We start from the raw sequence: 19,959 nt of genomic DNA, 5'->3' as shown, positions 1-19,959 counted from the left end.
TGGCTGGAAAATAATCAGCTATGAAAAAGCTCCTAATTCATTCCTCCTATTTTATTATCATAGCTATATGGGGCTACACTGGACTGGACAAAATCCTCCGTTTTAAGGAAAGCAGGAATGCATTTCATAATCAGACTTTTCCCGGAGCATTGGCAGAAATCCTAAGCTATACTATTCCCGGAGTTGAGTTGCTACTCGCCCTGCTCCTGCTCTTTTCAGCGACGCGATGGTGGGGATACCTGGGCAGCGCCTTGCTGCTGACTGTATTTACAACTTACGTCGGACTGATCTGGGTGGGAGCTTTTCCGAGAGTTCCCTGCAATTGTGCCGGAATCATCGAAAGTCTGGGATGGGGCGGGCATTTCTGGATGAATTTGGGGTTGATTGGGGTGGCGGTTTGGGGGATGAGATTGGAGAATTGAGAATGTCTGGTTGTCAGCTGAAGCGGTTGTCGGGTTGTCAGATCGAATCGGAAAGTGGTAAGGTTTTAAAGTTGTAAGGTTGTCCGCTGAAGCTGTTGTCCGGTTGACCAATACTTCGGCACTTCGACAGGCTCAGCGCAGGCAACTCATCACAGGTGTTGAATGTGATATCTGGTATTGAAGCTGGAAAACGGAAAGAAGGCTGAAGGCCTGATATAGTAGTAGCCGTGGGTGTGGTTCGACTCCGCTCACCAACCGAGCGGAACCCACGGTAAAAAAAGATCAAAATCCAATGACCTCGGCGTAGAAATATTGATTGGAAAAGGCGGTCGATGCCGAGGTACGGAGACGGTGGTTGGTTGGTAAATAGTCCAGCACCGATACGGATCGGTGGAGAAGCAGGACAACGAGAATAGGATTTGGAAATAGGCATAGAATGCCAGCAAGATGGAATGGGAAATGGGATTACAAATCCCAAAGGATATTAGGGTCGAATTACAAATTCGACCCAGCCAAGGTCCGATGATATATTGTCCAGCACCGATACAGATCGGTGGAGAAGCAGGACAACAAGGATTCTTAGTAAAAAAAATGGAGCGGTGAGGTGGGCCCACCGCTCCGCAGCCCAAAATTGGATTAAGGCCAAGGCTGCAAAAAATGACATTGGGAATTTCATTCCTCGAAACGACCCGAGCTCGAGGCGGGCCGATGCTGATGGATTCCCAGTAGGGCGATGCCGAAAACCCTTTTCAGAGTAGGCAGTGGATGAAACGGTTTGTCCCTTTTTGATGGGTCAAAAAAGGGTCAACGATTATGAACAAATTCCTAAATAAATTACCCCTTTTGGCCTTTGTATTGGCAGCTTTTGCAGCTGTTGCCTTTTCGCCAAAAGAAATGGAAACCGATCAATATGGGCTCCATAACGGCGTCTGGTACAATGTGACAGGGCAGATTCCGAGTGACCAAACCTACCGTTGCAACAATCAGGAAGACAGCGAGTGTCTTTTTGATGCACCCAACGGAAATCCGATTAATCCCGGAGAAGACAGGGTTTTTGTCAAAATGCCTCTGTAGTTGTCAGTGGAAAATGCAAATGGTGGCCCGGGAAAGTGTTTCCCGGGCTTTTTTAGTTGTTTTCCAAAGAAACCTCGTATTCTGGCAACTTTAAGGTAAGCTGGCTCTCATCAGACAAGCTATACAATTCCCCATTGATGCTCCGATCTATCGGCAGTTTGAGTTCGCCGGAAGTAGCAAGACGCTTGATGTCTCCCCAGCGGGTAACCCGAAATACCATTTCTCTCCTTCTCTCCTTCATCACCGCTTCCAGGGTATTAGCCTCGAGGTTCTTCTTCCAAAGGTTTAAATCCTTATACCGCATTTTTGCCAACTTCTCCAATAAGACCAGGCCTTCCTGATTTCTGCCTAAACGGACTGCGGATTCGGCGGCATTCAAAAGAACTTCAGAATAGGTAATTCCTGTAAACAGGTTGAAATCTCCGGTATAGGAACCCCTGAACAAAAACATACCCCCCGTAGTGGCCGGTTTGAAAAACAGTCCTTTTCGAAAATCATTATCCGAATAATTTGAATACAGTTGAGGATTGACAAAGGATGCAGGTCCGTCAGTCACCAGATAATTGCTCGAATAACCATAATACATGGATTCCTTATTGAACAGATCAAAGGGATAGGGCTTGGATGCAGCATATGCAGCATAATCAATCAGTCCATAATGGGAATTCAAGGCCTCCATTGCTGCATCATATGCCCCCTGAAAATCTCCCCTGTATAACAAAATTCTGGACAAGTGAGCTTCCACTACCGCTTTGTCCGGTCTGTTGCGGAAGGCGGATTTGGCTTCTACCAAATCTGAAGCTTCCACCAAATCCGATTTCACACGGTCGAGCAGGTTTTCTACCGTAATCCATTCAGCAGCTGAGTTTACATCCGGGGAAAAATGAACAGGAATTTTGGTCTGTTCTGCCTCAGGTCCTTCCGGATGCGGCAAAAACAACTGGGCAAGGTAGAATAAAGCATTGGCCCTTATAAAAAGTGCCTCTCCTTTAAGCCCCCCTGATTCTTGGTCCAAATCAAAATCATTCAGGATATCCAGGCAAACATTGGCGTAAAAAATCTTTCTGTGGAGTATGTTATAATCCGTGGATCTTTCATCCGGGTTGAAGATATCCTCCTGCCACAGGTAGGCATTCTGCATCCAAGGATTAATGCCCTGCCAATTGGAGGTGTTTGTCACCCAGTCGTCTGCCATAATAAACGGAAGCAGCGGATTTTGATTCAGGGTGTTGTAGTTGTCAAGAAGGTATCTGACATCTTCCTTGGTACTGGGAACCAGAATAGATTTTTCGGGTTTTTCATCCAGGTACTCTTCGCAGGACACCGTGGCCATCAATCCAACAGCCATCAGTGTATTTATTAAGATTTTTTTCATGTTGAATAGTTTTGGAGTTGTGAAAAAGGGTGGCCGAGGAACAGGCGGCCGGGAAGAGTTTGAATGTTATTAAACCAACCTTATGAAGCAGGCCATCTCCCTTTTACCCTATGATTATGTTTTCAGAAATCAAGCTTCAGACCTGCGGAAAAAGTTTTCAGCGGTCTTGTTGTTTGGTAGTCCGGATCCAGCTTGTCATCAGATGCCTTCCAAATGATCCCCAGATTGGATGCATAGGTATATAACTGGACAGAACGGAAGGGCAGATTCAAATAATGAAGCTTGTCCCAAGTGTAGGAAAGGCGAATATCGTTGAGGCGGATGTGATCGCCTTTTTCAATCAGCACCGCAGAATTTGTATAGAAACTGTTTCTCCGTGTATCAGCAGTAGCAGGAAGTGAAGGAATCTGTGTCCAGGCCTCATCTCCGGGATTTTGCCATCTTTGATCATAATCACCGTGGCCTATGCTTCCCCGAAGAAGAGCGAAATAATCAATTGATCTCCGTTTGTAATAGTATCCCATCCGGTAGGAAACATTGACGGAAAGCGAAAAGCCTTTAAAGGAAAAGTCATTTCTAAATGCCCCAAATGAAGTCGGTCGGGCAGAGCCATGGTATTGGAGGTTTTCAATAGTCGCCGCCCTGGAAATTCCCAAGTAATCTGCACTGGGTTCTCCGTTCAATATCCCCAGAGGATTGCCGTTTTGGGGATCCAGACCCGCCCATTCGTAGCTGTATATTCCATAAAGGGGCCTTCCCAAGATGGGATAAGGTGTGGCCAAATAATAGGAATCCAGCAGGTTAGCCACGGTGGGATTCCTTTCAAATTCCAGCACTTTTTCCTTCAATCCACTATAAAGCAGGGTACTGGTCCAGGAAAAGGCCTTTCGGACTGGTCTTAGGCTCAATGTTAAATCCACACCCCTGACCTGGGTTTCGGCAAAGTTGCCTTTGAAGCTGGTCAATCCTGTGGAAGCAGGGATGGAGTAATCCCCCAGCAAATCTTGGGAATGCTTGGAATAATACTCTACTGTGGCGGAAAGGAATCCATTCTGCGTTTCAACATCCACTGCAAGATTGGTGGTCTTCACTTTCTCCCATCTCAGCTCCGGGTTGGGGGGATTGACTAGGGTGGCCGCCCTCATCTGTGGGAGTACATCATAGAAGAGGAAGTTGGTGTACTGGGCGGTGACATCAGCAGATAGTCGCTTGTCCACATTGCCACTGTACCCGTAAGTTGCTCTCAATTTGAGGAAAGGCATGTTAGGTTTATCCGCAAACAGTTCTTCGGACAGTAACCAGGCACCTCCGACAGACCATAATGGAACACCACGCATGTTGGCTTCCACCCCGAAAATGTTTGCCTGGTCTTTTCTTACGCTTGCTGTGAGGAAATATTTATGCCTGTAATCATATCCGAAATTGGCATAGTAGGACACAAATCGGTCAGTATTTCCTCCATGGGAGTCTCCGGAGGGCACTGCGGCCAATTGCCCGGGATTGTAATACAAGGGAAAGCGGGTCACCTGATCCACAGGAAGGCTTGAACCCATGTCGTCCCGGTACCCATAATACCGGTCTGCCCAATCCAAGCCCTGCAGGTCCCGAATCTCCATCCCTCCGATTCCATTCAAAAAATGGGTTCCGTTCCAGTCTCTGGTGTAAGTCAGCTGTGGCCTGAAGGTGTGGGAATAGGATTCTGACTGGGAGGTGGACAATATCTCCCCTACGGGTATAGGATAGCTTAGACTGCCGTCTGTGCCCTGCTGTGTGTAGCGGTTGATTTGGTCACGGGTAAAAAATAGCTCCATCGGGTTTCGATTTCGGCTGGTTCGCAGGTTTCGCCAATACTGGTAGAAAACACCGATTTTCAGGTCTTTAGTCAGAGCATATTGGACAGAAGGACTTATTCTCAGATCATAAGCCTGTGATCGATAATCCTGTTTTCCGATTTCGTTTAATGGGACATAGGTCCAGTCCAACAGTCCCTTGTTTTTCACCGATTCGATGTACCGGGTGCTGTAGGTATTTGCTATGCTCAGGGGATTTCCCGATCCGTCAGCCAAGCGGTCATAGGCAAAGCCCTGTGGCAATACTGTGGAGGTTTGGGTCTGAAGGTTTGCCAGATTGAGCTGAAAGCCTGCTTCCAGTCGGTCTTCGAGCAAATGCCAGTTGTTGCCTAAGGCAAGTGTCCATCGCCCGCTCTCGTTGCCGATGACATCAGTCCGAACCGGGTCAAATCCCAGGGAGACATAATACGAGGACTGCTTCCCTCCTCCCCTAAGCGTTAGGGCATACTGCTGGCTAAGCCCTGACTGGAGGTAATAATCCCGGATGTCGTTTCTGATGTCAGATCGGCCAAACAATTCCATGCGGGCGTCGGCCTCCTGTTGGGTGATCTTTCCGTCTCTTAGTGAAATCAGGGTTTCGACTGCCGGTGACAATTTGGGTTTGTTGGCGTTGGTCTCCTGGGATCGGTAGAAGTTGGAGGCAAAGAGTCTTTGTTCTATTCCGATAAATTCCGGAATGGACATTTGAGGTACATAGTGGAGATCCCGGGCTTCGGTGACCGTCACATTGGTATTCAGACTGATCTGAAGCGGCATGTCTTTATTTCCCTTGTGAGTTGTGATGACGATCACTCCGTTGCCTGCCCTGGCACCCCAGATGGAAGCTGCTGCCGCATCTTTTAGCACCGTCATGCTTGCCACGTCATTGGGATTGATGTTTTCCAAAGGCCCATCGTAAGGAAAATTGTCCACAATGATCAGGGGAGCAGTGTTTGCAAAGATGGTCCCCCTGCCCCGGATTGAAATGGGATCATTGGTTGCATTAGGTGCCCGATTGAACAGCAATCCGGAAGTCACATCCTCCAGCCGATCCAGGATGTTGGTACTGACTTTCCGCTGGACCAACTGACTGTCCAGATAAGCGAATGAACCTGTGGCCCTTTCTTTGGGCAGGCTCTGATATCCGGTGGAGACAATGTCCACCTGTGTAAGCTCCAGTGCGGATGGCTTCATCAGAATCCTAAGCGGCTCAGCCAGTGGTAGCGTAATTTCTGTGCGGGAGGTCTCCATGCCTATGTAGGAGACCATCAGGGTAAAGCTGCCTGATGGGGCGGCCAGTTCAAACCTCCCGGCCTCGTCAGTGATGGTACGAAGCTCGGTATCCAACAGGTAAATCAAGGCGCCGGGAAGGGCTAAGCCGTCTTCAGAGCTTACCGTTCCGTTGATTTTCAGGCCTGGGGCCTGAAAAGCCGACAAGCTTCCAGTCAGGAAGTAGGCGATTAATACGGTGAGTAGGTATTTGTTCATGGGTTTATAATTTGGTTTGTGGAAAAGGAAAGAGATGATTCGACACGGATCCAGTCCAAAAGAGCGGAAAGCTGTTTCTCCTGCAGGTGGGTGACCAGCTGCAGACGGATTCGGGAATCCTTACCGACGATCATTTTTTGAGGAAAGGAATGAATGCGGTAATATTCCGCCATTCCGCTGCCGGGAGGAGCTTTCAAGTTGAGCATCAGCGGAGAGGTGTATTGGCCGGATTCCAGACTTTTCTTCCAGGATTCGTTTTTCGAATCAAGATTTACTGTGATGATCCTGATCTCTTGCTGGCCGGCATATTTTTCGGCGAGATTCTTCATCACTACCCGGTAATCCTCGATGCAGAACTTGCAGCCCGAAATCCAGAAGTGGATGAGGAGCGTTTCTCCCCTGAATTTTCCCAGATCAACCGGATTGCCGGAGGAATCTGTGAGACCGTCGGAGATGATTGGTGACCGGTAGACCTGGGCCAACTTGCCCAGATTTTCCGCTATCCAGGGAGTGTGAATAAGTTGCTGACTACTATCAAGCAAAGGAAGTAGCTCATCCCCCAGCGCGTTGAAGTTTTCCAGAATGAAAATCGCCAGGATTTCATCTCTCAGGGGAGAGTCAAACCCCGACCACACTTCCAAAAATTGTTTGTCCCCCAACTTGGCAAGAAATGAGATCAGGCGTGATTCCCCTTGAATCAGGAGGGGATGTGAAGCTTCCAGGTGATCCAGTCCGAAGCCGGAGATCCAGTCTTGAAACAATTGAAGTTGCACGGGATCTTTGGCAGGAACAGCCTTTCCCAATTCCGCCCAGGTAAGTCCCGTGTTGAGCAGCTCCCCGGCAATCCTAGCCCTCAAGAGGCTGCGCTGATGGGCAGTTAGGGAGTCGTCTGCCTGTAGTAGCAGAGCAGATGCCGGGTGATTGTCAGGAAGATTTTTTGTCCGGTTCAGAAATTCATCCCATCGCTCCTGATCGGTTCTCATCACTTTCAATTTGACTGCCAGGTCATCCGGCTGGCTGAGGGCTTCCTTGTAGAGTCGGGCTGAAAGTGAATCCTGAAACAGATTTTCCCTGGCAGCTGAGACCATAAGGGGATCGCTGTTGAACTGGTCTTGGGCAAGGAGCTGGTCTATCAGGTATTGGGTTCGGTAGAAGTCCCCCTCCGGGCCGCCAAACAGAGCTTTGCCGGAGATCAGATCAAGCCGCATCCTTACTCTGTCTGAGGAGGAGAAGTACCACTGATGAATAATCGTGGACTTGCCCTTTCCAATCGAGAAAAACCCATCGGTAATTCCTGTAGGAAACTTAAAGCGGTAGACCATTTTGCCCAGGCTGCCTTCGAAGAGGCTGCCGAAATTGCCGGGCACCGGGATGGATGTCCCCGGAGTGACGGAAAGCTGGTCCCTCAATAAATGCTCCCAATAGGTGATCCAGAGGGTATCGGGAGGATTAGCGGAGGAAATTTCGAGATAGAGCATTCCACCTTCCATTTGGGCAGAAGGATGTTGAGAGGGAAGACGGGAGACCGAAGACGGAAGTGCGGAGACGTCACTTCGAGCGGAGGCAGGGAGCGAAGCAGTCTTTTTAATTGGAAAACTGCTCTCCTCAATGAGATTGCCACGTCGGTTTTTGGCCTTTGCGTGATTTTTTGGCCTTGAATTAACCTCCTCGCAATGACGTGGCCCTGACACTTCTTCTCCATTTTTATACTTGTGGAAAGTATCGGGACGGGCATCCCCGCCCCGATGGGAGACCGACCTATGAGGGAAATCGGCTCCGGGTGAATCAGCAACTTTGCTCTGGGCTGAGAAGGTGCTTCCGATAAGGCATAGCGGTATCAGGAAGCATGTTTGTAAGATTTTTTGCATGCTTTAAATGGTTGTGAAGCTGGAAGACGGGAGACCGAAGACGGGAGACCGGAGACGTCACTGCGAGCGGAGGCACGGAGCGCGGCAGTCTTATAATTTGGACCACAGTCCGCGGTTGACGGTCCACGGCCAAGTACTTAACTGCCGACGGAGCACGTCACTGCGAGGAGCCTTTTGGGGCGACGCGGCAGTCTCATCATTAGGAATACTGCTCCCATTTATGAGATTGCCACGGTAATCCACTCTCCTAGCGTCGATTGGTTTGCCTCGCAATTACGAATAGCAAAGACGTACCTCTCCCACCCTGCCGATTTTCAGCGGCTTCAGGTTAAGAAATTGATTAAATGGATAAGCGAAAATTCCTCTGCAGCGGAAGGCTTATCGGCGTGAGTCGTCACTCCCGAAATTCTTCGGGACAAGTGCGAGCGGAGGTACGGAGCGAAGCAGTCTACAAATAGGAATACCGGTTTTCCTTAAGAGATTGCTTTCCCGAAATAATCGGGACAGGCTGGCGGTGTAAGATTTCATGATAGCCTTAAGCTAACGTCTACCTTCTCGCAATGACGGTGGTCGTCACTCCCAGATTAGTAGTGATAGTCCCGTCGGAGTGTACAAAGTCCGTACGGAAGCAATCCGGGAGAAAAAGTGTATTCAGTACTGAATCTTCAAATCGGGTTCTTGGGCTTCAGGGGAAAGAGGCGGTCGGCGGAGCCTGGGCCTGGATCTCCCGAGTAGGTAGAACCAAGAGGTAATAGGTAATGAGAGCAAGGAGACCCGTGATACCCGAGCGGAAGGATGCGGAGTGCATGGAAGCTCAAGGACCGAAATCCGATCCTCAGCTCCCCTAGGGCAATTCTAAGCAACTTTTGAAATACGCTCGTTTTCATCATGAAAAGTGGTAAAACGAGTCTTGAAGGTTAAAAAGAAGCTATGGCGGGGCCTCTATCAACCGCACCGCAAGGTTCCGACGCCTCATGAAACGGTTATCGATAGGAAGCCCATAGCCATAGCCGTGCGAATATAGCACAACAAGGCCATGAGCAATTACCTACCGTCTCGTTCATGATTACAAAGGTCGGAATTTGCGATCGAGACTCTTTAAATAATTACTCTATCTAAAGCAGAAAAATGGATTATTTTTTCTGTTGCTGAAAATTAATGAATCGAAAATTAACAAACAAGCAAAAGTTTACTTTTTAGAGTAAACTATTTAATCCCTTCGGGGATGAAAGAAATTGAAGGGCTAACCCATCAAGAAGCCAAAAATAGATTCTTTGATTTGATCAAAAAATGTGGTTTATCTCCATTAGGAATAGAAACGCTATTAGGATATAAAAGTGAAGGGAAATACGTAAGCGCAATTAGAAGCGGGAGCAAGTTGGCAACCAACTCACTAATTAATAGGATCTTAGAAAAATTTAAATTCACTAAAGAGGAATTTAAAAACCTGGATTTGGAATTTAATGAATTGAAAATTTCACAAACTCTCTCAAATTTCAATGAAGAGCATTATGGAACAGATATTTCCAAATTTTATGAGATTGAGAACCAAACCACTTCAACTGTAAAGCAACTTATCCAAGCTGGATATTTTTCCACTAAGAGAACAAGCCCTGAGATCTTGGCTAAATTCAAAGAGCTTGGATTGAATTATACAAGCAACGACCTTTCGAGAGATCTGACCAACCTTGTCTCCCAAAAGATTCTCCAAGCAAGAAAAATCACCAAGATCAATAAAAATGGCTCGAGGGGAAAGAAAATGGTGAATGAATATTGGGTGGATTGAAATGGCAAACAACTTTCATGGAGCTTTTGGGCTCAAATTAGAATTAAATGGTCAGGAATTGACAAATCCATGAAGTCCAAATAGTCAATAACAGCTTTATGTTAGAAAAAAGAAGGGGAAGGGATTGATTTGATTTTAAACTTCCTTTAAAATACCACCCAATTTAATTTTCTTTAAATAGATGAAAGCTGAAGAAATTCTTAACGCGAAATTTGATGAACTTTCATCAGGAGAAAAGATCCAAACAATCGGTGAGCTTGTTGACCTTGCAGCAGATTTTAGGGACATTCGTTTTCTTGACAAAGCATTTCTAATCGCTGAAGGACTCGATCTAGATAGATTGCAGAGTATTAATCGATTGAACTTCTATTACTTTTTTGCCAACGCCTGGTCTACGAAAAGGCTCATCAATAGCCAAGCCAAACCCAATAGCTGGGAATATATCAAAGATGAACTGATTCAGGAATTGTACCATTTAAGAAAATGCATATCAATTAAAGATTTTGAAAATTCATCGCAGGAATTTCAATGTCAGGTCTACACAAACCTAGGAAATCTTTTTTACTCAATTGGACGATTTGTTGAAGCTTTGGAATACTGGAATTTAGCGTTGAAAGTGATTCCTGATTTCCATATGGCTTTGGGAAACAAAGCACGTGGATTATTTGAATATGCGCGGCTACTTTATGATGATTCACACCGAAATATTTTTATATATCATGCTTACAATTCAATCAAAGAGGCATTAAATGATGAGGAAATCGTTCACCCATCAGCATGTAGATCCTTTAAAGACTTATTAAATCATATTCAAACCAAATGGCCAAAGGAATACCTAACATCACGCCATTCTTTTGATTATAATCTTGGCAAGGACAAAAAACTTACTACTTACAGAAGATGGTGTTTAACCCATACTTTATACCTGAACCCACTAAATGATCTATCTCCATACAATGTCGCCTGTCATGATATCCTTCATCTTCCGAATATGACAGTTCCGGTGGGAGACCCACCGAAATATCATTCATTGTTCAACCAGATTAAGCAGGAATACGGTACTGCTCGGTTTCTTTTTTACGAAGGATTACAGTTATCTAAACCTAATTATTCAGACAAGGATATTGTCCTAGTAGATACCCTCGATTACGCCGAATACTCCTTTAATCTTGAAAAGGTCAAAATAGCTTATCGATTGATCTATTCGCTTTTTGACAAAATCGCCTATTTTCTAAATAGTTATCTTGGAGTAGGGATTGAAAATCACAAATCCAGCTTTAGAGCCTTATGGCATGAACCAAAAAAGGATAGTCCTTTGCGCACAATTTTTAATGAAAGTCGCAATGAAGCACTAAAAGGACTTTACTGGTTGTCTAAAGACTTATTTAGTAGAGATGAAGCACACAACAATGTTATTGAACCTGAAGCAAAAGAACTAGCTGAAATCCGTAACTTTATCGAACATAAATCTTTTAAGGTGACGAAAGGTTACCCTCTCAAAATGTATGATCCCGACGACTTAGTTTATTCCATTGATCGAAAAAGTTTTGAAGAAAAAACATTGAAACAGATGAAACTAGTTAGGTCTGCAATCATTTACACAATTCTAGCAATAAATTTTGAGGAGAAAAACAAGGAATTCAAACCTACTGTCCCGTTATTTTTTCCAACTATAGAATTTAAAAATAAAATGTGATTTTCAACTTTCCATTCTCCTTTTCAAGGTGGAATTAAAAATTTTTCTATGATTTCTCAGCTGATTGGCAATTGCAGGTTCACCCATAATCTTTGATGCCCTTTTGACATATGAGAAATAGTTACCCTTCATCGGCTTGGGAATCACCTTGGATTTATAAACATATTCGCCAAATCTATTTTTTGTAAGAGAAATTCTCCTTGTTCTGACTTTATACCTTTCCAGATCAGAATTAGAATAAATGCGAAAAAGTTGTCTAAAAAATACCGCTGGCTTTTTACCTTGCTGATCTGATTCCAATCTGGCCGTAACTTTTGTTTTCCTTTTTATTGAAATCTTCATCCTTCTATAAAACTTAGAAAGGTTCTTTGCTGCTATTAAAGTCCTGTCTCCATAAAAGTCAAACCCCAAATAATTTAGTGGATAGTTGTCTGAGAGGTGTCCATCTTCAAATTTCATTGATCCTTTCACTGAACCATCATGTTTAATTTCAAAATGAAATACTTCTGTTTTATCTTGACTTATTTCAATGAAAAACCTTGAGATTAAACTCATCACAAGTTCTTTAACTTTTGATTCATTTTGCCTGTCTGTTAGTATAATTATATCATCTGAATATCGCCTATAAAATCCACCTAACTCAATTACAATCTTTTGGATAACTTCTTGGTCAAATTTTAACAAATAAATATTAGCTAATACGGAGGAAATAGGTAGCCCTTGAGGAATTCCGACCATTTGGTTTTCATTTTTTGACCTAAAAGGGTTTTTATAAATTTTTAACTGTCTTTCTTTTATCGCTCTTCTAAATTCTTCATTAGATTCAAAAAAACTTTCTATACCACCTTTTCTAATTTGACTTAATCGCTTTTCATCGAATCCGCTTTTCTTTCCAAAGATTCTTTTATTCTTCCGAAGTTCATCTTTTAAAATGTAGGAAAAGTTTGTGACCGCACGAAAAACCCTATAATGATCTAATGGCAAAGTTTCCACGCCCAATACCTCCATCCAAGCAGCTTTTAGATGTTTGTGATTTAAGGATGGAAAAAAACTTTCGATATCGAACTTCAAAACAACACAGGACCCATCCCTTAAAGTGCGATTTCTAATTTCGGAAAATGCTTCATGAGCAAAATGAATAGTGCTTTTTCCTCTGTCATGATCATCTGGATTTAAGATTTTCCGATATGCAGTAATTGCCTCAGAAAGTTGTTGACCTTTTTGTAAAACTTTTTCATACTCAAGTAGTAATAACTGGGCATAGTAACCAAAAATCAAACTATCTATATGAGTAGCATAATGAAGGGGTCTTTTTTTGGCTGAGGGACCTTTAATGGGATGGACGTGAGATCTACTCCTAGTTTGATCTATTTTCTTATACCGCCTTTCTTTAATTATTGAATGCAAAAGCGGAAAAAACCCATGACGTTCCACAAACTTTGGATTTGTAATTTTACCCAAATACTCATCGCCCCCACCAATTACATCTAATTTGGGGGTTAGATGATAGTATCCACGTTTTTTAAGCCATATGGAATTGTCCATGATAAATTTCAAAAATCCTTGCAGGGAGGGCGTACCAGAACTCTAATAATCATACTCTCCGCTCGGAGTGGGATCAGCGCCCAAATTCTTGAGCCACGCTGCGTTTCAATTATGTTATTAAGAAGAAAACACCAAAGCCAATGAAGAATCTCATCGTACCCAGCATATTACTGCTTATAAGGATAACAGCTCTGTTGATAGAACCTGTAAGTACCATAAGGCACTCGATTTGCACCATCCTCTCCATGGGATTCATAGAAAGAATTTGTACATTGTGGAGGAACTATTACATTACCAATTACCTACCCATATCTCTTTAGATAAGGTCAGTTAGAACATTAACCGTTCAATCCCTGCCAAACGACTATTATCTGCTTTTCCCTGCAAGGACAGGAATTTATCCATTTTAACTCAAGTAGACAAATTTCCCAGACATATGACAGCACTTTCAATTGGAGATACCGTTTCATTCAAATCTCATCCCTACCACTCAACCTCATTAGGGGAACTCATTACATCTGAAATAATTGGGGAACATCTTATGACTCCACCACTATTGGTTGTGATAGAGATATTGCATCATTCGAAAGGTAGTTATGATGATAAATCGGGGAATGAAATTCTGCCAAAGAAAAGCCAAAGTGCAAAATGCTTATGGTATAATTCAAGTCTCCACCAGTTTGAAGAAGCTTGGCTGCCTCAAAAAGAACTAAAAAAAGTACCATGTGAGTACGATTCGATTAGCATCACTTCGGAAGAATTCAAAGACTGGAAGAATCTAAAACATAGTCTTGTATCCCTCAGAACGTTAAAACAAGAACTAGGAAAAGAAAAAAGATCCGCAAAGAAGGATGGAATTAAAGAAGGCTATCAAACCACACATTATCTGGAATATGTAAGTCCTGTAATGGAACTCATTGAAATTCGGAAATTTGAAATAAAGGAATCACAATTTGATCCGAAAACTGGGGAGCAGAAAAAGGATTTCCCTCAATATGTAGCAAAATGTAAATGGTATAACCCCAAAGGGGGTAAATTTTCCGAAAGGTTTATTCCAGTTGAAGCTTTAAATCAAATCCCAGAACTAAATCAAGAATCACTTGATTCAATACACAATATTTTAGAACAAGAAATTTTCATCTATTCTGAAAAAATGATAGATAAATCTCTAAAAAAATATCTATTCAAACCCTCCCTCCTCTATAAATCGGGTTACTATTATTTTTCAGGCTACAACATTTTAAATAATAAAGAAGAATCAATCGAACTAAACAATAAAACAACATACATCCCTGTTGAAAACCCATTCACTGAGATTTGGCCAAAGTTTGATGGTGATCACAAACTGGCCTCTATAGAAACTTTTATAAAAGTAAATATTGAAGTTTCAGATTATTGGCGAATTAAATATGAAAACTATCACGGTGAAGTCACTTCGAGAACAATAACCCCAAAAGCGATCGGCACTGATGAAATTTCTACAGGTGGTACAACATCAACAATCAAATATCTCACTGCACATTGTCACCTTAGGGATGCTGAAAGACATTTTAGATTTGACAGAATCAGGGCTATTCAAATAATTGAAATACCACAAAGTTAAAAATTGTCACAATATGGAGATTTTGGCCTAGGCCAGTTTTCATTTATAACATTAAAAACTCTTGCAACCCAACTTTCATCCTTTGCAGCGTTTTCTCCTACATACCCATTAAACGCACCATTAGTTTCCAACCTAAAAATAATTCCCTCAAGTTTTCTGTTCCCTACATCTTTTGAAAGAAATAAAAAACCATCTTGAGTAACTCTAAATTGAGTGTGAACATTATCCTCTTCTGAAGCTATCAAAGCTTTAACATTATCAATAGTGAATTCTTTTGGATCGTTTAAGTTAATCTTCATCTTGTTTCAATTTTTATTTTCTCAAGTTTAATACATATCAGAATTTCCCCCTCGGAGTAGTCAAATCATGGGCTGGACTGGGAGGGATTTGGCCACCCTACGTCCCGGCCCAAGGCTAAAATCTTTTTAAAAAAGATGTCTTTACGCCTTGTCCTACCTTGATATCCTAACCAATTTGTAAGTGGCTTTTCTGCTTCATCCTGGCTCCCGCTACGCTTTCAGCACAGGCTCTATCCATCACTTCCCAGGCTTATGCTTATGTGGTTTCAGCGAAGGTGTATTCCCTGGAGTGACTTTGTTATCCCTTTGTCTTCTATCGGGTTGTCCGGTACTTTTCGCAATTCTCTTTGGTCCTGGCTTAATTCCCATATTTATGTGGATTAGGTTAATGACTTCTATTTATTTTTATCTTTTTTGAGGTCCTTAAGAATTTTCTTCTCGGTGCTATCAATTCTTCGCTGGACTTTTTTGACATCTTCCGCCGGAGGCAACTCTTCCGGTTTTACACCTCTTTTGAGAAGTATATTTCTTACTTCGGTGTTGTTTTCTATATGTTCTCTTGAAATCGCTTGGTCGCCTACCAAATCTTTTTCTACCACATTATGGCTTGTAAGTTCAGTTGCAAAATCTTTTGCTTTAATCATTAAAGTGGGCAAAAAATCAGCTAAAGGCCTATTGGCTGGGACTCCAAGCTTATCCTTCATAAACTGCGTAGAAATACCGCCATACAAAGCCTGATCACCTTTTGACCGGATCAATGCAAAACTTTTCTGATCCACACCCCGCTCATAGATGATTCCGGACAATTTCTTTTCAGACTTGGATAACTTTTCTCTGGCCGTGACTCTGGCGATATCCAATAATCGCTGCTCAATAAGTTCCTGTTTCCTCGTCTGAACCGCAAAGTAAGTTTGTGCAAAGGCAATTTCTGGCTTAGATGCATCTCCATTTTGGGCTACCAAATAGCATGCATAGCGAGTCATGGCCACATCCTGAACTTCTCGATGGGCCCCTTTTCCAATCTCGATCAATTTGGTGACACCAACGAAATGATCGGATTCTTTTTCTCCCGAGTTTTCACATGCCTTTACGGCTTTCTGTACTGCGTTTACAAAATTCCGCCAATCGGAATATCCCAAGATTTCCTGTAAATCACGTCCACTCCAGCACTCGACTCCATCAAGATTATGAGAAGCCTCCTCAAATTTCTGAAATAATTCACCTATTAACTCTTTTTTCATTTTTCTAGCAGAAAGAGTTGCTACAAATCTTTTTTAAGGTATATTTTTCTGAATCATCCCAAAGTCCACTCCGAAAAATCGGAGCCGGATTTAGTTATCAAAATCCTCGCCGCTGATCATCAAAAGTTTAGTATTGCCAAGAAAGGGAATTTTAGGGGAGAAAAAATACCCTGTACTGGGTATTTTTCAATTACCTCACCCCCCGCCCTCTCCACATAGAGAGGGAGCTTGCGAAGAGGTCAAATTGAGCATTGGGGCCCGATTGAACGGAGTTTGCACAGTGCATGATCAGAAATCGTGCTCCATTTACGCAGACTTTACTGGGTATTTATTGGGTAAAGGAGAAAAAAGTGAGGGGGAATGATTTTTTTTGAGTGGGAAAGACCAGATTATGGAATCGGAAATCCCGTGACAGAAGTAGGAAATTGTAAATCTCACGCAGCCAGGATAGTTAATGTCTGTTGTGAGAAGACCATAGGAGCAAAGGTTTTGAGGCTTTATGGAATTGGATTTGTTTACTCTATGCTGAAGTCCTTTATTTGCGTATGGAAAATTTGGATAGCCTTCGGGAATTTTTTAACGCCAAAACCTTAAAGTCATATCATCCCCTTATGAGCGAGAAGGAATTGACCAAATGGCTGGAGTCACTGAGCTCAAATTCCTATTACTCCTTTCACTCGAAGATTGACTTTCTGCAACAACTCAATTCATTGGCACTGTCTCATCTCGAGGATGAACTATTTTTGAAGCACTTGCTTACCAAATCATTCTTCAAAGAGAATATTGTTGGAGCCTTCGAAGTCAGGGCTTTATCCTCAAGGCTTGATTTACTTAAAATCAACGGGGTCACTACCGCTTTTGAAATAAAATCTGAATTTGACTCGCTGGAAAAGCTTGATAAACAAAGCAGGGATTACTTGGCACTATTTGAATACAACTATTTAGTGGTGGCTGAAAAACACCTTGAAAAGGCTGACCAAATGTTGCCTGGCGAGTTTGGTATCTATACCGTCAAAAACAAAAAACTGAAACGATTTAGGTCTTCTAAGCGAAATCGAACAATTAATCCACTATCTCAATTATCCACACTTACTGCTAAGGAACTTCGAGCCGAGTTTAAATCAACTGAATCCGATTTTATTTTGGCCAAGTATTCATCGACCATGATTAATGCGGCTTTCAAAAAGATCCTTAAAAAGCGGTATGCCCAAAAGTGGAATTTCATTAAAGAGCGGTCATCCCAGATATTCCCACTGGACTATCAATATTTTTTCCATCATCCGATCAACCCCCAATTGATCTATTCCAGATAAAGTGGGATTATACGATTTTCATCTATCCAAATTTTCATGCAATGTAGGTAGTGCTGCATCGCTATCTTTTTAAATTTTGCCTGATTCTGACCATTCTCTATTCCGGTATTAATATCCTGGAGCAGCCTGACTCCTGCATTACCTTCAATAAAGGATGGATATCGTTCCTGAAGCCTTTTAAATGGTACACTCCCTAAAACTGCCGGGACAATAAAGTCCTTGAATTGAGAAAGCTTCTTTTCTTCTGCTTTGAATCCATAGTACAGGTTGTCATAAGGATCATAGAAAATAAATCCGGGACTGATGGTACCTCCTGCGGTGAGGTCATCTTTTTTGATTCCTGCATAATCCCCGAAGGCATCAAAATTTTCTCGTTCAAACGTTTCGATCAAGCTATTATCAGCCTCGGAGATCACATCATTATGATCCAATCCCACATTTTTAATATCTGAATTTAAGGCGCTGCGAATAATGATTTTGGTTAATCCTTGGAATCGGTCTTCTCGTAATACACGATTGTGCTTTCTGAATATTGGATTGGTAGGACTGACAGTTCCAAGGTCATAGATGAAAAAATCAGAGCCCAAGCGAATTGTCCTTTCAATTTCATGTATATCTGCTTCAAAGGAATCAGGATTCGTCATGTAGGCAAGTCTTGGAAAATGATCCCTTAAACCTTCCGATTGCCGCGTAATTGTCTCTGCCTCTCCCTGGAGGTTCAAGAGTGAGGAGACTACAGGAACAACTTTTTCAATTCCAGTAAACTGTATCAGGAAATCAATTCTATTAGGTACAGAATCAAGAATTGTTCTTGAAAAGGTAATTACTTCAGCCTGGGTACTATTTGAGAGTTTGATGTAGTTTGGTAGGGATAAAAAAACATGGTCTGAGGTGATTGAGCCAATCAAATCCCTGTAGATCTCAAAGGCAGATTGTTGATTATTTTTTCTGTCTTTTTCCTTGATTACCTCGATCATTGGGTACATACTATGGCCAAAGTCTGTTTCTTTTAACACCAAAATCTCCTGTTGTCTGGCCCTAAATACCGGTACATATTTCAGAGTTGAGCTCATAGCAATTCAATTTTTAAATTTCTCAAGTGTTCTATTTCCTCTTCACCAACCTCCTCATTTTCAAGCATAATCCCACTATTCTCCAAAAACTGATCTAAAAAGTTGTTGTAAGAAAGTGCTAGCCATCTGAATTTTTGTTCGATTGTTGGTTCGCCTTTATGAATTTCCAATTTTTCAGAAATCCTTGTTTTGTATGTTTCAAAAAACTCCCGTCGATCTTCTGCTCGAGTGACATTATAAAATGGATCGATATAAACGAGCTCTTGATCAGTTTTTAACTGAAAATCAAAATCAGCATTAATATCTTCCAATAAAGCTCGAAATGTATCGGATATTACCACTCTTGGATAAATGGCTGACCTAGATTCCAGAAGATACGCATTGGCCAAGGGTAATCCTACTGCAATATCTTCTTCGTCAAGCATCCATCCATAGTCTATTCCACCTCTCAGGAAATAGCCTAAGGAGGCCATTTTTTGAAATAAGTTGGAAACCACGAAAAGGATTTCATTGGCAATAGCCTTGTCCTCCTCCATGTCGGCCGCGATGCAAATATTATCACTGAATAAATAATACCTACAGTAATTGTGTGGGATTAACTGAACTACTGACTTAAATGCCGTGATAAAGTCATTAGCTTTTACTGAAACCAGATTTTCGTAAGAAATTATCTCATTGCTCAAGTCTGCATCCTCTTCAAATTCTTTTAAAAGAGACCCAAAGCCCAGAACATCTAAAAAACAGACTATCCGCCTTTGATATTTTATCCGTGGTTCAATCACCTTATAACTATTAATTCAATTTAACTGATTCAATACTTAAATTAATTTCAATTCCAACTCCTGAATAGATATTCTTCAGCGAATGGTTAAGAGATTGATATTTGATTAAATCCTTCTCCGATCTCGATCAATTTGGGGATTTAAACGAAATATTAGGTTTACATCTTTAACTTGTTTTCAAATACAAGAAAAGTTTATAAACTGGAAGTATTCAAATCCCAGATGGAAGTGTTTGAGATTTTCCTCTCCTACTCTTTAAATGCTTCCGGTTCTGGATGAAGGCTGAAATTTCTATCAAAAAGATTTCTTAGCTTCTAGTAATAGCATACTATACTTCCCGATTACCGATTGGATTTCCCCTCTTATTTATACCCTTTTCTATATTTTTACTTCTTCTCCCCTATCTACTATTCTTCTAGGAACTAGTTCTGAATAAGGAAATAGAGAAGTGGAAGACTTGATGAATCGTATCCAAAATCAATTTTGGGAAGGGAATCAAAAGCTTACAGAGAGTATTTAGGTACGGTCTTCAATAGTAGCATTTGGGGCATTTTTTTTCACACTT

The 19,959-nt window shown here is 42.2% G+C and carries 14 protein-coding genes; 6 read left to right on the top strand and 8 right to left on the bottom strand.

All coding sequences use genetic code 11. The features are described from left to right. Positions 1-20 precede the first annotated feature (20 nt). Entirely contained in the window at positions 21-422 is a 402-nt protein-coding gene (locus D0X99_RS19645; RefSeq protein ID WP_119479584.1) for a MauE/DoxX family redox-associated membrane protein, read from the top strand. A gap of 813 nt (positions 423-1,235) precedes the next feature. Then, positions 1,236-1,496 carry a DUF6520 family protein gene (locus D0X99_RS19640; protein ID WP_119479583.1) on the top strand — a complete coding sequence of 87 codons (261 nt, stop codon included), beginning with the start codon at positions 1,236-1,238 and terminating at the stop codon, positions 1,494-1,496. Positions 1,497-1,548: 52 nt separating this feature from the next. Here D0X99_RS19640 and D0X99_RS19635 read toward each other — a convergent pair whose 3' ends face one another. The 3 genes from D0X99_RS19635 to D0X99_RS19625 form a co-directional block, all read right to left on the bottom strand. Beyond that, entirely contained in the window at positions 1,549-2,871 is a 1,323-nt protein-coding gene (locus tag D0X99_RS19635; RefSeq protein WP_119479582.1) for a RagB/SusD family nutrient uptake outer membrane protein, read from the bottom strand. A 122-nt stretch (positions 2,872-2,993) separates the two neighbouring features. Further along, entirely contained in the window at positions 2,994-6,188 is a 3,195-nt protein-coding gene (locus D0X99_RS19630; RefSeq protein WP_119479581.1) for a SusC/RagA family TonB-linked outer membrane protein, read from the bottom strand. Beyond that, a complete protein-coding gene (locus tag D0X99_RS19625) occupies positions 6,185-8,056 on the bottom strand; it encodes a TlpA family protein disulfide reductase (protein ID WP_119479580.1) in 1,872 nt (623 codons plus the stop codon). The genes D0X99_RS19630 and D0X99_RS19625 overlap by 4 nt, the downstream gene beginning before the upstream one ends. Before the next feature lie 1,225 nt (positions 8,057-9,281). On the opposite strand from D0X99_RS19625, the gene D0X99_RS19615 reads away from it, so the two are divergent. Beyond that, entirely contained in the window at positions 9,282-9,842 is a 561-nt protein-coding gene (locus tag D0X99_RS19615; RefSeq protein WP_119479578.1) for a hypothetical protein, read from the top strand. A 181-nt stretch (positions 9,843-10,023) separates the two neighbouring features. Continuing rightward, the gene (locus D0X99_RS19610) at positions 10,024-11,538 is read left to right on the top strand and encodes an LA2681 family HEPN domain-containing protein (RefSeq protein ID WP_119479577.1); all 1,515 of its coding nucleotides are present in this window, start codon (positions 10,024-10,026) and stop codon (positions 11,536-11,538) included. A 3-nt stretch (positions 11,539-11,541) separates the two neighbouring features. On the opposite strand, the gene D0X99_RS19605 is transcribed toward D0X99_RS19610, so the two are convergent. Next, the gene (locus D0X99_RS19605; RefSeq protein ID WP_119479576.1) at positions 11,542-13,083 is read right to left on the bottom strand and encodes a reverse transcriptase/maturase family protein; all 1,542 of its coding nucleotides are present in this window, start codon (positions 13,081-13,083) and stop codon (positions 11,542-11,544) included. A 436-nt stretch (positions 13,084-13,519) separates the two neighbouring features. Between D0X99_RS19605 and D0X99_RS19600 the strand changes: the two genes are divergently transcribed. Beyond that, entirely contained in the window at positions 13,520-14,686 is a 1,167-nt protein-coding gene (locus tag D0X99_RS19600) for a WYL domain-containing protein (protein ID WP_119479575.1), read from the top strand. Here D0X99_RS19600 and D0X99_RS19595 read toward each other — a convergent pair. Further along, positions 14,683-14,985, bottom strand: coding sequence for a hypothetical protein (locus D0X99_RS19595; RefSeq protein ID WP_119479574.1), 303 nt, complete (start codon positions 14,983-14,985; stop codon positions 14,683-14,685). The genes D0X99_RS19600 and D0X99_RS19595 overlap by 4 nt on opposite strands. 395 nt (positions 14,986-15,380) lie before the next feature. Continuing rightward, a complete protein-coding gene (gene dinD / locus D0X99_RS19590; RefSeq protein WP_119479573.1) occupies positions 15,381-16,226 on the bottom strand; it encodes a DNA damage-inducible protein D in 846 nt (281 codons plus the stop codon). 611 nt (positions 16,227-16,837) lie between these two features. Here dinD and D0X99_RS19585 point away from each other — a divergent pair. Then, positions 16,838-17,539 (top strand): sce7726 family protein, encoded by a 702-nt coding sequence (locus D0X99_RS19585; RefSeq protein WP_158587740.1) that lies wholly within the window; start codon positions 16,838-16,840, stop codon positions 17,537-17,539. Here the strand turns inward: D0X99_RS19585 and D0X99_RS19580 are convergent. Together D0X99_RS19580 and D0X99_RS19575 are read right to left on the bottom strand one after the other, a co-directional pair. Continuing rightward, a complete protein-coding gene (locus D0X99_RS19580) occupies positions 17,527-18,612 on the bottom strand; it encodes a beta family protein (RefSeq protein WP_119479571.1) in 1,086 nt (361 codons plus the stop codon). The two genes, D0X99_RS19585 and D0X99_RS19580, sit on opposite strands and share 13 nt — an antisense overlap. Then, positions 18,609-19,085, bottom strand: coding sequence for a hypothetical protein (locus D0X99_RS19575; RefSeq protein ID WP_147392274.1), 477 nt, complete (start codon positions 19,083-19,085; stop codon positions 18,609-18,611). Before D0X99_RS19575 ends, D0X99_RS19580 begins: the two co-directional genes overlap by 4 nt. Positions 19,086-19,959: the final 874 nt, after the last annotated feature.

Origin of the sequence: Algoriphagus lacus, from assembly GCF_003583985.1 — a bacterium.
GTDB classification, from domain to species: domain Bacteria; phylum Bacteroidota; class Bacteroidia; order Cytophagales; family Cyclobacteriaceae; genus Algoriphagus; species Algoriphagus lacus.
The sequence above is the reverse complement of the archived record's forward strand: the minus strand, read 5'-3'. Positions and strand labels throughout refer to the sequence as shown.